Origin of the sequence: Acinetobacter sp. CIP 53.82, assembly GCF_000369465.1 — a bacterium.
In the GTDB taxonomy this organism is placed as follows: Bacteria; Pseudomonadota; Gammaproteobacteria; order Pseudomonadales; family Moraxellaceae; genus Acinetobacter; species Acinetobacter indicus.
On record NZ_KB850046.1, the window covers coordinates 964,571 to 977,493 of the forward strand.

Annotated in this window: 16 protein-coding genes; 8 read left to right on the forward strand and 8 right to left on the reverse strand. The window is 47.1% G+C overall.

Going from position 1 to position 12,923, the window contains the following annotated elements; all coding sequences use genetic code 11:
- Positions 1 to 91: 91 nt before the first annotated feature.
- Positions 92 to 349, forward strand: a complete 258-nt coding sequence (locus F905_RS10170) for a type B 50S ribosomal protein L31 (RefSeq protein ID WP_005180368.1) — start codon at positions 92 to 94, stop codon at positions 347 to 349.
- 106 nt (positions 350 to 455) lie between these two features.
- Here the strand turns inward: F905_RS10170 and crcB are convergent, their stop codons facing one another.
- Positions 456 to 836 (reverse strand): fluoride efflux transporter CrcB, encoded by a 381-nt coding sequence (gene crcB / locus F905_RS10175; protein ID WP_005180370.1) that lies wholly within the window; start codon positions 834 to 836, stop codon positions 456 to 458.
- 173 nt (positions 837 to 1,009) lie between these two features.
- Between crcB and F905_RS10180 the strand changes: the two genes are divergently transcribed.
- Positions 1,010 to 1,342: a HopJ type III effector protein gene (locus tag F905_RS10180; protein WP_034598239.1), complete on the forward strand. Its 333-nt coding sequence runs from the start codon at positions 1,010 to 1,012 to the stop codon at positions 1,340 to 1,342.
- 57 nt (positions 1,343 to 1,399) lie between these two features.
- Here the strand turns inward: F905_RS10180 and F905_RS10185 are convergent, their stop codons facing one another.
- Positions 1,400 to 1,834, reverse strand: a complete 435-nt coding sequence (locus tag F905_RS10185; protein WP_005180373.1) for a protease inhibitor I42 family protein — start codon at positions 1,832 to 1,834, stop codon at positions 1,400 to 1,402.
- Between the two features lie 40 nt (positions 1,835 to 1,874).
- Positions 1,875 to 2,408, reverse strand: a complete 534-nt coding sequence (locus F905_RS10190; RefSeq protein WP_373366849.1) for a hypothetical protein — start codon at positions 2,406 to 2,408, stop codon at positions 1,875 to 1,877.
- A 200-nt stretch (positions 2,409 to 2,608) separates the two neighbouring features.
- On the opposite strand from F905_RS10190, the gene F905_RS10195 reads away from it, so the two are divergent.
- Positions 2,609 to 3,235: a class I SAM-dependent methyltransferase gene (locus tag F905_RS10195; protein WP_005180379.1), complete on the forward strand. Its 627-nt coding sequence runs from the start codon at positions 2,609 to 2,611 to the stop codon at positions 3,233 to 3,235.
- A gap of 6 nt (positions 3,236 to 3,241) precedes the next feature.
- Here the strand turns inward: F905_RS10195 and F905_RS10200 are convergent, their stop codons facing one another.
- Positions 3,242 to 3,832: a hypothetical protein gene (locus F905_RS10200; protein ID WP_034597981.1), complete on the reverse strand. Its 591-nt coding sequence runs from the start codon at positions 3,830 to 3,832 to the stop codon at positions 3,242 to 3,244.
- Positions 3,833 to 3,855: 23 nt separating this feature from the next.
- Positions 3,856 to 4,323, reverse strand: coding sequence for a Holliday junction resolvase-like protein (locus F905_RS10205; RefSeq protein WP_005180383.1), 468 nt, complete (start codon positions 4,321 to 4,323; stop codon positions 3,856 to 3,858).
- A 119-nt stretch (positions 4,324 to 4,442) separates the two neighbouring features.
- Here F905_RS10205 and F905_RS10210 point away from each other — a divergent pair, with 119 nt between their 5' ends.
- From F905_RS10210 to F905_RS10225, 4 genes are all read left to right on the forward strand, one after another.
- Positions 4,443 to 5,087 (forward strand): ParA family protein, encoded by a 645-nt coding sequence (locus F905_RS10210; protein ID WP_005180385.1) that lies wholly within the window; start codon positions 4,443 to 4,445, stop codon positions 5,085 to 5,087.
- A gap of 136 nt (positions 5,088 to 5,223) precedes the next feature.
- On the forward strand, positions 5,224 to 6,351 hold the full coding sequence (locus tag F905_RS10215) for an AI-2E family transporter (protein ID WP_162182848.1): 1,128 nt from the start codon (positions 5,224 to 5,226) through the stop codon (positions 6,349 to 6,351).
- 105 nt (positions 6,352 to 6,456) lie between these two features.
- Positions 6,457 to 7,002, forward strand: a complete 546-nt coding sequence (gene sodC / locus F905_RS10220) for a superoxide dismutase family protein (protein ID WP_005180390.1) — start codon at positions 6,457 to 6,459, stop codon at positions 7,000 to 7,002.
- Positions 7,003 to 7,288: 286 nt separating this feature from the next.
- Positions 7,289 to 7,588, forward strand: coding sequence for a DUF3817 domain-containing protein (locus F905_RS10225; RefSeq protein WP_034598242.1), 300 nt, complete (start codon positions 7,289 to 7,291; stop codon positions 7,586 to 7,588).
- Positions 7,589 to 7,702: 114 nt separating this feature from the next.
- Here F905_RS10225 and F905_RS10230 read toward each other — a convergent pair whose 3' ends face one another.
- The 3 genes from F905_RS10230 to F905_RS10240 all read right to left on the reverse strand — a co-directional run bounded on the left by F905_RS10230 (position 7,703) and on the right by F905_RS10240 (position 11,098).
- The gene (locus F905_RS10230; protein ID WP_005180393.1) at positions 7,703 to 8,932 is read right to left on the reverse strand and encodes a chloramphenicol efflux MFS transporter CraA; all 1,230 of its coding nucleotides are present in this window, start codon (positions 8,930 to 8,932) and stop codon (positions 7,703 to 7,705) included.
- 232 nt (positions 8,933 to 9,164) lie between these two features.
- Entirely contained in the window at positions 9,165 to 9,536 is a 372-nt protein-coding gene (locus F905_RS10235) for a hypothetical protein (protein ID WP_005180395.1), read from the reverse strand.
- A 152-nt stretch (positions 9,537 to 9,688) separates the two neighbouring features.
- Positions 9,689 to 11,098, reverse strand: a complete 1,410-nt coding sequence (locus F905_RS10240; RefSeq protein WP_005180396.1) for an FAD-binding oxidoreductase — start codon at positions 11,096 to 11,098, stop codon at positions 9,689 to 9,691.
- 354 nt (positions 11,099 to 11,452) lie between these two features.
- On the opposite strand from F905_RS10240, the gene serA reads away from it, so the two are divergent.
- Positions 11,453 to 12,685: a phosphoglycerate dehydrogenase gene (gene serA / locus F905_RS10245; RefSeq protein ID WP_005180397.1), complete on the forward strand. Its 1,233-nt coding sequence runs from the start codon at positions 11,453 to 11,455 to the stop codon at positions 12,683 to 12,685.
- Positions 12,686 to 12,923: the final 238 nt, after the last annotated feature.

Here is a 12,923-nt window from a genome sequence, read left to right on the forward strand (position 1 = left end):
ACACTGAGCCCGAATGACCCATTCGGGCTGACTTTACTTTTTATTTGTTACGTTATAACATTACATTATTCAGCAAACATGAGGAATTATTATGCGTCCAGAGATCCATCCCGAATATCAGGAAGTGCTGTTTCACGACACCAATGCCGATGCCTATTTTATTATTGGCAGCACCCTGAAACCGCAGCAGACTAAGGAATATCAGGGCAGAATCTATCCCTATATGACCTTAGATATTTCCAGTGCTTCGCATCCGTTTTATACCGGCGAGCAGCGTCAGGCCAGCAATGAAGGCCGTGTTGCCAGCTTCAATAAACGCTTTGCCCGTTTTAAACGCAGTAAGGACTAAGCCACGCAGTAGAAAAAAATTGGCATACACATCTTTTATGAAGTCTAGACCTTTATCTCCAGCTAGGCTTCATTTTTTTATTTTATGCAGTTGATTTTCCTGTTTTTTATTTCGTATTTAATAGCGCCTGAAACAGATAAAAACCCACCTCCAGGCAAAGCACACCCAAAATCACACTTGAGATCACATACATTAATGCCACACTGGTGTGTCCCTGTTTCAGCAATTGAAAAGTTTCCAGTCCAAAACTGGAAAAGGTAGTAAAGCCACCTAAAATCCCGACCATTAGAAACAGTCGCAGCTCCTGTTGTAGTACCGGGAACTTTTGGCTGAAGGCAAAAAATATTCCGGCAGCAAAACAGCCAAGCAGATTCACCGACCAGGTCGGCCAGGGAAATAACACACCGGGCTTAAATAGCCACAGACTCAGGCCATAGCGCAGACTCGCCCCGATTGCTCCACCCAATGCCACCCAAAGCCAATTCATGTTGTGTTTATCTCCATGTGTATAACTGCCATTTTATCCACAAGTTGGGCCAAAGCGCAGATTTTTTCATCTGCCGGGTGCAAAAATTGAGGCCGAAATAGGCTAAACCCCTGCGAAAAAACATGCTATTGTCGCAGGGCTTTTACCAATTTTTTCTATGGATTGAGAACATGATGGCTCAAGATTTATTGGCCCAGCTGCATGCAGGCAAAGCGAACTTTGCCGATGTAATTGCCTATATTGATGCACGTTATACCCACACACCAACTGCGTTTAGTAATGGCCAGCAACACAATGCCGCCACCGAAAACCAAGGCAGCGCTAAAGTACTGAGTTTTGCCAAATTAAATGGTTTAGATCATGCGCAAACCTTAAGCCTGTTTGCTGAACACTATGCGGCGGTACTGGCCACGCCTGAAGCCACCGACCACCAGAATATCCGCCAGTTTATGCAGCAAGGTTGGGCTGGTGTACAGTTTGCAGGCGAAGTGCTCACAGCCAAATAAGCCTTTAAAACGAAAAACCTCTAAAACAGAGGTTTTTTTATGTCTGATGTTCAGGTTTTAAGCTACGCGCACCCGGCATTTCCATTCTGCCAAGGGAAGCGGTTCTCCCGCCCTAGCCTGTTTTAAATGAATCAGTCCTTCACCCACCTGAACCGCACGAAAACGGAAGGTTTTTTCTCCAGCGGCATTTAACTGCGCGGAGTCATGCTGAGCATTTTCTGCATCCGCGTGTAGATACAAGGTTTCCAGCTTAAAGATGGACGGATGTTGCATCACCGACCAGTGATAGCCGGTGGCTGGATTTTCTGCCAGACGCAATTCCAGGGTTTCCCCGATCTTTAAATTTAACAGTGCCGGACATTGCTGATCGGCATGATAAACATGAGTACCATCGACCGGGGTACTGACGCTACCACAACCGCTGAGGGTCAACAGCCCCAGCCAGCTACAGAGAATGAGTGTCTTGCTATGATTCATCCACCTATGATTCATCAACATTCCCCTGGTGCTACATTTTACCGGTCAGGCCACATTAACTGCGTTTTACTTTTTCAATCCACTGGATTGAACTGACCCGAAACACTTCACAGGCACCATCACCTGTATCGGTCGGGGTGAGTGACGACGTCCAAACCATATCTTTGTCTTTAACTTCGACCAACTCCCCGCTTAAACGCACCAGATCACCACGTTTGACCTGTTTAATCTGTTTGGCAATTTTTGGATTAGCCGGAATGATGTGCATATTGGAAACCATCTGCATGGCCTGCTCTGCTGGCACCGGCAAACGATCCATCTTCCAGTTTAAATAGCGGTCATACTGATTTACCGTAATATGCCGGGCAATTTCCGGCTCTGCAAACAGGCCCCAGCTCACCGCATAATCAATCGGAGAAAACTTGGCCTGTTCATCATCGGTATAGGTTTTTGAACCTAAAATCCGGAAATCGCCACGAAAGGACTGCAAGACCGAAATCGACTGATCGGCAGATGCCGGCGCTAACCCTTTGGCAATATTATAGTCGACCGATGCCATGGCACTGGTCTGTAACAAAGCGGCCGTCATAAACGAAATAAGTCCAAAGCGCAGCTTCATGAGAGTCTCAGATCCTTCAGTCAGAACAGATATATCTTTGATATTAATTGATGTTGATCAGCAGAAAATAAAGAAATGGTAAGAAAATGGTTATCTTTGGTCTCATTTTTGTCTTTGCCTGCGCGGCTCAGTTAAAATAAACATAGATTAAATAAAAATATGTGATTTCAATGCTTTATAAATTCTATCAACAGCATATTTTCCCACACCTGCTGAATCAGGTGATGCAGACGCCGAGCCTGATGGATTTACGCCGTGAATTGCTGCTGCCAATTGAGGGTGAGGTACTGGAGATTGGCTTTGGCACCGGGCTGAATTTACCCTTTTACCAAAGTGTCGATGTAGTCTATGCGCTGGAGCCAAACCTGGAGATTTTCCAGCTGGCCGAAACACGGATTCGTGACAGTGCCATTCTGGTGGAGCATCTGGCTGGCAAAGCTGAGCAGCTGGATTTTGCCGATAATCGTCTGGAGCATGTAGTATCAACCTGGACCTTATGCAGCGTGCAACAGATTGAACAGTGTCTGGCCGAAATTTATCGGGTACTGAAACCGGGTGGTTGCCTGCATCTGGTCGAGCATGTACTGCATCCTGAAAATTTATATATTCAACGCTTGCAGCATCTACTCACGCCGCTACAAAAACGGCTGGCGGATGGCTGTCATCTCAACCGCGATCTGGCGCTGCTGTTACAGCAGGCCGGTTTTGAATTTCAGGAAAAATACGAGATAGATGCGGCCGGTATTCCGAAAATTGGCCAGCGGATGCTGCTGGCCCGTGTGCGTAAACCGGCTTAAACGCGGTTAATCGAGTACTTGAAGCTGCTGCACCCGTACTATCCGGCAATTGTTCGCTGGTAGCGGGTAATGGTTGATCTGAAAATACTGCCCCGTGCTGACTGAACGCACCTTGACCCACTCGCCGCGCAGCACTATACGCTGCCCGGCTTTAACACGGCGCAGGCGCTGAGCAATCTGTTCGCTGGCAGCAATGGTGCTGATATTGAGCGTGTTGGCAATCACCTGTTGTGCTGCAAGCGGGCTAGTGGACGCCAACTGAAACTGATAGCAGCGCTGGGTCTGTTCAAAATCAACTGTTTTGGCCTGTTCTGATGAACTAAACACGTCTTTGGCCAGCAGCAGATCAATATTGCTGACATAGGCCAGATCATTAAAATGTCCCACCACCGGTGCAGCCGGATGAATCACCCGCCGGTCCGGACTGTAGTAACGTTTTGCCACGACCTGATATTGCCCGGAAAAATCCCCTTCAGTTTCCAGCGCAAAGTTCTTTAACACCCCTGACTGCTGTAAATGTGGGATGGCACGAAAATATTCCGACCATAGCCAGATCATCAGGGCCAGTCCCGCCAGGCTGAGCAGTATTTTATTCACAAGAAAATTCAGTCATCAAAAAATTAATCCTCGAAATCAATACGGATGGTTTCAAAGCGCAGTCGCCCCTGCTGAATGGCTTCGGCAATGGCCTGCTGGCCTTTGGTCAGGCGCGCGCCGCCACTTTTAATATCAATTAACACCACCTGAATATCCTCAGCCCGGCCATCGCCATCCCGAAAGTCGGTATAGCCATCAAACACAATATAATCGACCGGATCGCCCAGAAATTTGGCATCGCTGGGCAAGTATTCAAATTGCGGCATAATCGGTGCCATCTGTTCGGCCATTTTGCCTTTGAGCACCGCGCGGCTAGTATTGACGCTGCGCTTTTGGGCCTGCGCCAGTGCCTGCTGATGTTCCAGCTCCAGCTCGGCAATATACTGTTCATATTCGGCCTTAATCCGGCCATTGCGGCTATGACTTAAAATGATGGTGGTCAGCACCACTCCTATTGCAGCGCCTATAAGCATTGCCATCCATATCGACATGGGGTTTTCCTGATTTTTTAAAATTTGCAAGCAGCGCTACGACTTTTGTCAACGGTCATCTCCAGCACATCAAACAATGATATGCTAGGGATGAGCAGAATAAAATCTTTAGTAGGGTCATGAAAACAATCTTAGTCGCCAATCAAAAAGGTGGATGTGGAAAAACCATTACCGCCATCAGTTTAGCTTCCGCCTTAGCCCAAAAAGGATATAAAGTCGCCCTGGCCGATGCCGATAACCAGAAATCTGCACGACAATGGTTAAAACAGCGTCCAGAAAGCGCCGCTCCCATTCAGAGTCTGGACTGGCGTCATGAAAAATCGGTGGGTGATGCGCCTAAAAATATCGAATACCTGATTATTGATGCGCCGGGGGCATTATCTGGTGATCAGGCCGAGCAGCTGATTAGTGAAGCACATGCGATTATTACCCCGCTGCAGCCCTCCTTCTTCGATATTGATTCGACCCGTCGCTTTTTAAAGCATTTGCAGGAAATTAAACGGATTCGTAAAGGCAAGGTTCAGATTTTACTGCTGGCCAACCGGGTCAAGGCCAACAGTGCCAGCTCCAAAGAAATTCGTGATTTCTTTGAAAAAATTGAACAGGAACCGGTGGCCTGGATTTCTGAACGTGCTGCCTATGGTCAACTGGCGATGCAGGGCTTAAGCGTATTTGATAAAACCCAGAAAAATTACCTGACCATTCAAAATCAGTGGCAACCTGTCCTGAATGCGATTATTGATGATCCGGCCCAATGGTTCTAAGCGCCTAAGCGATTAAACGGCTTTTGCCTTTCCACTCTCGCTTCAATATTTAACAGAACTTACGCAGCGTTCATTTGCGAGCGCTGGGTTTTCAGTTAATATGCTTCAAGACCTTAGGAATGAGCCAGTGAACTCAGTGCAACAATACGCGCCCACTTTACAAAAAGTCTTGCTATTTGGACTATTTTTTGTCCTGATTTTTTTGAGCTTTCATGTCCTCAAATACTTTATTGTTCCTGTAGTTTGGGCCACTATTATTGCCTATATGACTTGGCCGCTGTATCAGTCGGTACAGCGCATGTGCGGTCCACGGCCGACCTTAAGTGCCACAATTATGATGATTCTGGTGACACTGGTAGTCGGTATTCCGTTGACCTTTGCGATTTTTATCTTGCAGCACGAAGGTCGTAACCTGTATTACGAATTACAGAAACAGGTCTTTTCCGGACATTTGAATGTGCCGGATTTTATCCGCGATCTGCCCTTTGTCGGTAAAGAAATTAGCCGTTCCTTACGTGAAATTAATGAAGATCCGAACAGCATCATTAATTCGATTTCAGTCTGGATTCAGGGCCATCTGAATTATGGCCGTTTCCTGCTCAGTGAAATTAGCCGCAATTTAATTAAGCTTGGCTTTGCCATGCTGTCGCTATTCTTCTTCTATCGCGATGGCCAGACCATTTTAAATCAGGTCAGTAAAGCGCTGGAAATGGTGATCGGGCCACGTGTACATCATTATTTAGATACCATTTCTGAAACCACCCGTGCGGTGGTTTACGGGGTTGGCTTGACTGCAATTGCCCAGGCACTTTTGGCCGGGGTCAGTTACTTTGTGGCCGGGGTGCCGAACCCGATGGTATTGACCATTGTCACTTTCCTGTTTGCCCTGATTCCGTTTGGCCCACCGCTGGCCTATGGCTCGGTGGCGCTATGGCTGTTCTCGCAGGGACAAACCATTGAAGCAATTGGGGTGATGGCCTGGGGCGTGTGTGTGGTCAGTACCGCAGATAACGTGATTCGTCCGTTGGTGATTTCCGGCGCCACCCAGATTCCATTCCTGCTGATCATGTTCGGGGTTCTGGGCGGTATTGCCAGCTTTGGCCTGATTGGCCTGTTTATTGGCCCGGTGATTCTGGCGGTCTTGCTGGCAATCTGGCGTGAATGGCTGCATGAAACCAATGAAGCCGAAGCCATGATGATGCCAAAAACCACCATGGCCTATGACCTGCCCGATGATCAGGGACCGGCCGCACCAAAAGGCTAAATTTCATTAAGAAACTTATACAAGCCTGTACGCAAACTGCATTGTGTTGCCTCCTGAGCCTTGTTTGAATGAAGCCACATATTCGAATAAGACAGGATGCAAACTATGACCTCACTTTTTAAACTCGGTGCTTTATGTGCATTTACCGCCCTGGTCGGAGTTGGCTGTACCACCACGCCCGATACCGTGATTGGCGCCAGTAAAAACGTCGCCGTTAATGCGGTCTCTGCCCAAGGCATTGGCGCCCAGCTTGGTGAAGTCCAACTGACCGATAGTGCTGCGGGTCTGGTCATCCGTACCAATCTGACCCAGTTACCACCGGGTCCACATGGTTTCCATATTCATGAAAACGGCTCCTGCGCCCCAGCAGAAAAAGACGGTAAAATGCAGGCAGCACTGGCTGCAGGTGGTCACTTTAACCCGAATCAGGCCCCCAACCATGGCAATCCATTAAGCGGCCATCTCGGTGATTTACCGGTCCTGAATGTGGCAGCCGATGGCACGGCACGTGTCACCCTACTGGCGCCGCGTCTGAAATTACAGGATGTACAAGGTCTGGCGCTCATGATTCATGCCGGTGGCGATAACTATGCCGATACGCCAAAACCGTTAGGCGGTGGTGGTGACCGAATTGCCTGTGGTGTGATCTAAACCTTGTGCGGATAAATCCCGACTTATCCACAGTTTTCTGATTTTTAAGGCACTTATCCATAGCGGTGAGTGCCTTTTTCTATGCCTAGATTAAACAGCAATCTGAGGCTACACGGTTGATTATCAGGCTTTTATTTGAACATCAACAGCTTAGCTAAAACCAAGCACCACAGTCTGATTTATATTAAAAAACAAAAACTTAAAACCAGGCTGGGCACTAAAAAGCATGGCCCTCTGCGCCAATATTCGCTACACTGCAGCTAGATTTATGGGGAAATTGCAGAGTATGAACATCCAAAGCTTGCGTGTGGTAGGTTTTTTAGAAGGTTTATCTTTTCTGGCCTTGCTGTTTATTGCCATGCCACTGAAATATATATGGGGTAACCCAATTCTGGTGAAATACGTCGGCATGGGCCACGGTGTGCTGTTTATTGCCTTTCTGGTGGTGCTGTTCGTGGTCTGTGAAAAACAGAAATGGTCAATTCAGGTATTTTTAATGGGTGTGATTGCCTCAATTTTACCGTTTGGCCCGTTTATTTTCGATGCCAAACTGAAGAAAATGGCACAGCCGCAGGTCAAAGTGTAACTTCTGACGGATCTGTGAATCAGGCATCCACCAGATTACTGTCTGCTGGATGCCTTTTATTTTTGGCCTTTCAGCCACATTATCCTATTGATAAATGCGAGATGATCAGCCCGCTTAAAACTGACCGCTTTCGGCACGTTCGTGCATAATCTGTTTTAAGCTTAGCCGTGGATAAGCAAACCACAAGGCAATTAAAGCAAAACAGGACAGGCTATAAGCCCACAGTTCAAAATGGCTGTAGAGCATGCGCACCAGTTCAATCACCACAAAAAAGCTCAGCATCATCAACACAGAGGCAGTTGCGGCAACCGTCCCTTTCGACACTTCGGACGACATCAAAGCAAAACGGTAAATAATTGAAAAACTGATGCCCTCACCAAAGCTGATGAAAGTCATACCCAGAATCAGACACCAAATCAAATAGTCTGGTATGAGCAAACCAAGAATTAATAGCAAAGTACCGACCAACATGAGTGGCAAGCCCATCAGCACAGTCTGTCCCAAAGCAAAACGGTCAATGATTTTCAGCAGCAATAGATTCCCGGCAATCAGCCCGCCCAACACCGGAAATTGGGCCAGACCATATTGCAGACTATTCAGACCGAGCTGTTCCACCAGCATCACCGGCGACAAGGCAATCCATAACATCAGCGGCATACTCAAGAGCGGCAAGGCAAAGGTCATGGTCAGAAAACGGCGGTTTTTTAGTACCTGTTTAAAATCATCCCAGATATAGCCAATTGGCTGTTTTGGAATACTAAGCTGCTGCTCCGGCATTTTGGCTTTTAGTCCGAGCCAGCTTACAGCCGCCAAAGCCGCAATCCCGATAAAGCCCCAATGCCAGGACACATGCTCAATCATAAAGGCACCCAACACCGGCCCCAGTAGCGGCGCCAGCAGCGATACATTGGCCATGAGTGCCATGACTTTAATTGCATCGCGTTCGGCAAAACTTTCCTGAATGGCGGCATAGCCCACCGCAGTTATTACCGACAGGCCAAAGCCCTGCAAAAAGCGCAGCAATAAAAAGCTTTCGATGTTCTGGGTCAATAAAATCAGCAGGCAGGTCACCACAAAAAACAGTACCCCACCCAGCAGGACTTTTTTACGGCCTAAACGGTCCGATAAAGGGCCTAAAATGGCCGCGACACAGGCACCGCCGAGCAGATAAAACGACATCGAAGAGGCTGCCCAGGAACTGCTGACGCCAAAATCCTGGGTAATGGCGAGCATGGCCGGCTGTACCAGATCATTGCCGATATAGACAGAAAATTCGAACAGCACCAAAGCCAGCGGAAACATTAAGGTGGCGCGGGAGAGCGTTGTAGTTGGAGTGGTTTGCATAGCGCTCAAAAGCCTGCCAGATCAGCAAGCTGCAATCATAACAATGGGCGCAGTGTAGCAGAGTTTATTTTTAAAATCTGTGACTTTTCTGATGGGGAAATGCTGGACATGTGGCAGCAACACTCAGCTAGAGCGGCTGAACGAAACCAGTATAAATCCCCGGTTTTAAAAACAGAAAAGCGTAGGGTTTAGCTACGCTTTTCAATCAAAATCATTGAAAGATTCAAGCGGATTAAGGACATACAGCCTTCTGGAAAGTCTTGGTATTTTTGCCGCGCAGACATTGATAGCTCTTTTCAGTTTTCACTTTTTCCCAGTCGCCATCGACCAGTTTAAAACTGTAAATGGTGCGAATCGAGCGTACCGAATCATCCATTAAACCGGTTTCAGTCACTTTAACCTGGGCCGCAGTCGGTGATTCGACATTATTAAAGAATTGACGCAGCTCGACTGTCGCCAGCTGTTTACGTAAATCCGGACGCTCTTTTAACACCTGTGCCAACGGTGTTTCGGCAGACGGTGTCACTTTAGACACAATATTCTGGGTGGTGGCACATCCTGTAACAGCAATCGCCAGTCCTGCCATTGCAGCGAAACGAAACATAACTCTATCCAAACTGATTCAACACTGTAAAAATGATGCCGGCTTTTTGCGCTTAACACTATGCACAGAATGTAATTTGAGCGAGAGTGCACATGATAAGTGCCATAAAAAAAGCGCATCCGGAGATGCGCTTTTTCATACTGTTGGCCTGATTACAGGTCGAATAATTTACCCGGGTTCATAATCCCGTTCGGGTCAAAAACCTGTTTCAAGGCTTTCATATATTCGATTTCTTCAGCAGAACGCGAGTATTCCAGATATGGCTTTTTGGTCATGCCAACACCGTGCTCTGCTGAAATTGAACCATCATATTTTTTCACGGTATCAAACACATACTTGTTCACCACCTGACATTTGGCAAAGAATTCATCTTTGCTTAAATCGGCAGGTTTCAGGATGTTCAGGTGCAGGTTACCGTCACCAATATGACCGAACCAGCAGATTTCAAAGTCTGGATAGTTCTCGGCCACAATCGTATCAATTTCTTTAATAAATGCCGGCACGTGGGTAATCAGCACTGAAATATCGTTTTTGTATGGAATAAACGGCGCAATCGATTCCGAAATATCTTCACGTAAACGCCATAAGCTTTCGACCTGATCCAGGCTTTGGCTGAGTACGCCGTCCAGCACCCAGCCCTGTTCCATACAGTGCTCAAAAATTTCCATTGCCTTGTCCATAATCGGTTCAAATGGCGCTTCAAATTCAAGCAATACATAGAATGGACATTCAGTTTCAAACGGACGCTGTACATGACCATTGGCCAGTACTTTCTGCATTGCCAGTTCACCAAAGAACTCAAATGCAGTTAAATCAATTTTGGCCTGGAAAGCGTGCAGCACAGGCATCACTGCATCAAAATCCGGTACACCCAGCACCATCACTTGCAGGTCTTGCGGTTGACGTTCCAGCTTGATTTCCGCTTCAGTGACGAGGCCTAAAGTCCCTTCACCACCAATGAATAAGTGTTGCAGTGCATAACCGGTGGCGTTTTTGATCATGCCTTTGTTTAAACGCAGCACATCCCCTTTACCGGTCACCACGGTTAAGCCCAGCACCCAGTTACGGGTCATGCCGTATTTAATTACTTTAATACCACCAGCGTTAGTACCAATGTTACCGCCAATTTGTGATGAACCGGCAGAGGCGAAATCGACCGGATAATACATCCCTTGCTCTTCGGCATAGTTTTGCAGCTGTTCAGTCACCACACCGGCCTGTACCCGTACCATGCGGTCTGCCGGGAAGAATTCCAGAATCTGGTTCATCTTGTCCATGCTGACCACGATTTCACCATTGGCCGCTACCGCACCCGCAGAAAGACCGGTACGACCGCCCGATGGGGTCACTGCGACATTGAACTGATTGGCAAGTTTTACAATCGCTTGCACCTGCTCAGTGCTCGATGGGAAAACGATGACGGATGGGTTTGGATCAAAGTGCTTGGTATGATCTCGACCCCAATTCTGGAGGCTGTCCGCATCAGTTTTAATACGGTTTTCACCTACAATTGCAGTCAATTGGGTCAATAACTCTGGGGTTAAAGCGACTGGAGCATTCATCGTTTGCAGACCTGGCAAGAATTAAACAAGAAGAGATTTATCCGGACTGGCGCTGTACATTTTAAAGTCATGCCAAAGCACAGTAAAAGATAAAAAACGGGCAAGAAACCAACAGCCTGAGGCCGGTTTTTGCCGTCTGGGGCTATTATAAGCGATTTTTCTGTAAAACCTGAGAAAAACCATCATTTTGATAATATAGCTTTGAAAATACAGAGTTAATTCAACCAAAAATGAATCCTGCGTTTATATTTTCTACAGAAATAGCAGACCGATCAGCCATAAATGGAATGTATCTCCTGCCCGCTCCTATGATATGATACTGCCACTAAATTTGGCCTTTGTAGCGGAGCCGTAATGAGCCAACATCTTTCACTACCTAAAGATAAAATTCGTTTCCTGTTGTTAGAGGGCGTTCACCAAAATGCCATCGACACGTTAAATGCTGCCGGATATACCAACATCGACTACCGTAAAACTGCGCTTGAGGGTGAAGCGCTGAAAGAAGCGGTCAAAGATGCACACTTCATTGGTATTCGTTCACGTACGCAATTAACTGAAGAAATCTTTGAAGCTGCGAACAAGCTGATCGCGGTTGGCTGTTTCTGTATCGGAACCAACCAAGTCGATTTAAATGCAGCCATGGTACGTGGTATTCCAGTATTTAACGCACCATATTCAAATACCCGTTCTGTTGCGGAACTGGTCCTTGCTGAACTGATTCTGCTGCTTCGTGGCGTACCAGCCAAATCGGCATCATGTCACCGCGGTGGCTGGGAAAAATCTGCAGCGGGTTCTTTTGAAACACGCGGTAAGACTTTAGGTATTGTGGGTTACGGTTCAATTGGTTCGCAACTGTCTGTGCTTGCTGAAAGCCTGGGTATGCATGTGATCTATTATGATGCAGTGACCAAACTGCCAATGGGTAATGCGCGCCAGGTCGGTTCTTTGGCTGAATTGCTGGCCAATGCAGACGTGGTATCGCTACACGTGCCAGACGTTCCATCAACCCGTAACTTTATGGGCAAAGAACAGTTTGCACAAATGAAAGAAGGCGCGATCTTCCTGAATGCGGCACGTGGTACCTGTGTCATTATTGAAGATCTGGCAGATGCAATTAAATCAGGTCATCTGGCTGGTGCTGCGGTTGACGTATTCCCGAAAGAGCCGAAAGCCAATGGTGAAGAATTCGTTTCTCCACTGCGCGGTCTGGACAATGTGATCCTGACTCCACACGTGGGCGGTTCAACCATGGAAGCGCAAGCCAACATTGGTCTGGAAGTGGCTGAGAAATTTGTGGCTTATTCTGACAAGGGTATGACCCTGTCTGCAGTGAACTTCCCTGAAATTGCCTTGCCATTGACTGAAGGTAAACACCGTTTACTGCACATTCATAAAAACATTCCAGGCGTATTGTCTAAAATCAACAACCTGTTTGCTGAGCAAGGCATCAACATTTCGGGTCAATCTTTAATGACCAAAGGTGATGTCGGTTATCTGGTGATGGATGTGGATGCAACTGCATCACAAGAAGCACTGGATATGCTGCATGATGTTGAAGGCACCATCCGTGTACGTGTTCTGTTCTAATTTCAATTAGACAGTAACACCCAAAACCACAGCCCTTGCGCTGTGGTTTTTTTATTTCCCGCTTTGAAAACAATACGCAATCCTTATTTCATGTTCTTTTGAAATCGTGCATAAGCCCCTAGTTTGTCTGCTGGCCACTTACGCAGCCACGACATGGAAGCGTCATCTGTTCATGCTATGCTAGCGGCTATTGATCCGCTGATGATCGCCCTACTCTCCCAACCAGCCCATTTCAGTT

Bases quoted from the DNA above. Each gene is read 5' to 3' on its own strand.
- F905_RS10170 (WP_005180368.1), top strand. From the start codon at position 92: ATGCGTCCAGAGATCCATCCCGAATATCAGGAAGTGCTGTTTCACGAC.
- crcB (WP_005180370.1), bottom strand. From the start codon at position 836: ATGAATTGGCTTTGGGTGGCATTGGGTGGAGCAATCGGGGCGAGTCTG.
- F905_RS10180 (WP_034598239.1), top strand. From the start codon at position 1,010: ATGGCTCAAGATTTATTGGCCCAGCTGCATGCAGGCAAAGCGAACTTT.
- F905_RS10185 (WP_005180373.1), bottom strand. From the start codon at position 1,834: ATGAATCATAGGTGGATGAATCATAGCAAGACACTCATTCTCTGTAGC.
- F905_RS10190 (WP_373366849.1), bottom strand. From the start codon at position 2,408: ATGACGGCCGCTTTGTTACAGACCAGTGCCATGGCATCGGTCGACTAT.
- F905_RS10195 (WP_005180379.1), top strand. From the start codon at position 2,609: ATGCTTTATAAATTCTATCAACAGCATATTTTCCCACACCTGCTGAAT.
- F905_RS10205 (WP_005180383.1), bottom strand. From the start codon at position 4,323: ATGTCGATATGGATGGCAATGCTTATAGGCGCTGCAATAGGAGTGGTG.
- F905_RS10210 (WP_005180385.1), top strand. From the start codon at position 4,443: ATGAAAACAATCTTAGTCGCCAATCAAAAAGGTGGATGTGGAAAAACC.
- sodC (WP_005180390.1), top strand. From the start codon at position 6,457: ATGACCTCACTTTTTAAACTCGGTGCTTTATGTGCATTTACCGCCCTG.
- F905_RS10225 (WP_034598242.1), top strand. From the start codon at position 7,289: ATGAACATCCAAAGCTTGCGTGTGGTAGGTTTTTTAGAAGGTTTATCT.
- F905_RS10230 (WP_005180393.1), bottom strand. From the start codon at position 8,932: ATGCAAACCACTCCAACTACAACGCTCTCCCGCGCCACCTTAATGTTT.
- F905_RS10235 (WP_005180395.1), bottom strand. From the start codon at position 9,536: ATGTTTCGTTTCGCTGCAATGGCAGGACTGGCGATTGCTGTTACAGGA.
- F905_RS10240 (WP_005180396.1), bottom strand. From the start codon at position 11,098: ATGAATGCTCCAGTCGCTTTAACCCCAGAGTTATTGACCCAATTGACT.
- serA (WP_005180397.1), top strand. From the start codon at position 11,453: ATGAGCCAACATCTTTCACTACCTAAAGATAAAATTCGTTTCCTGTTG.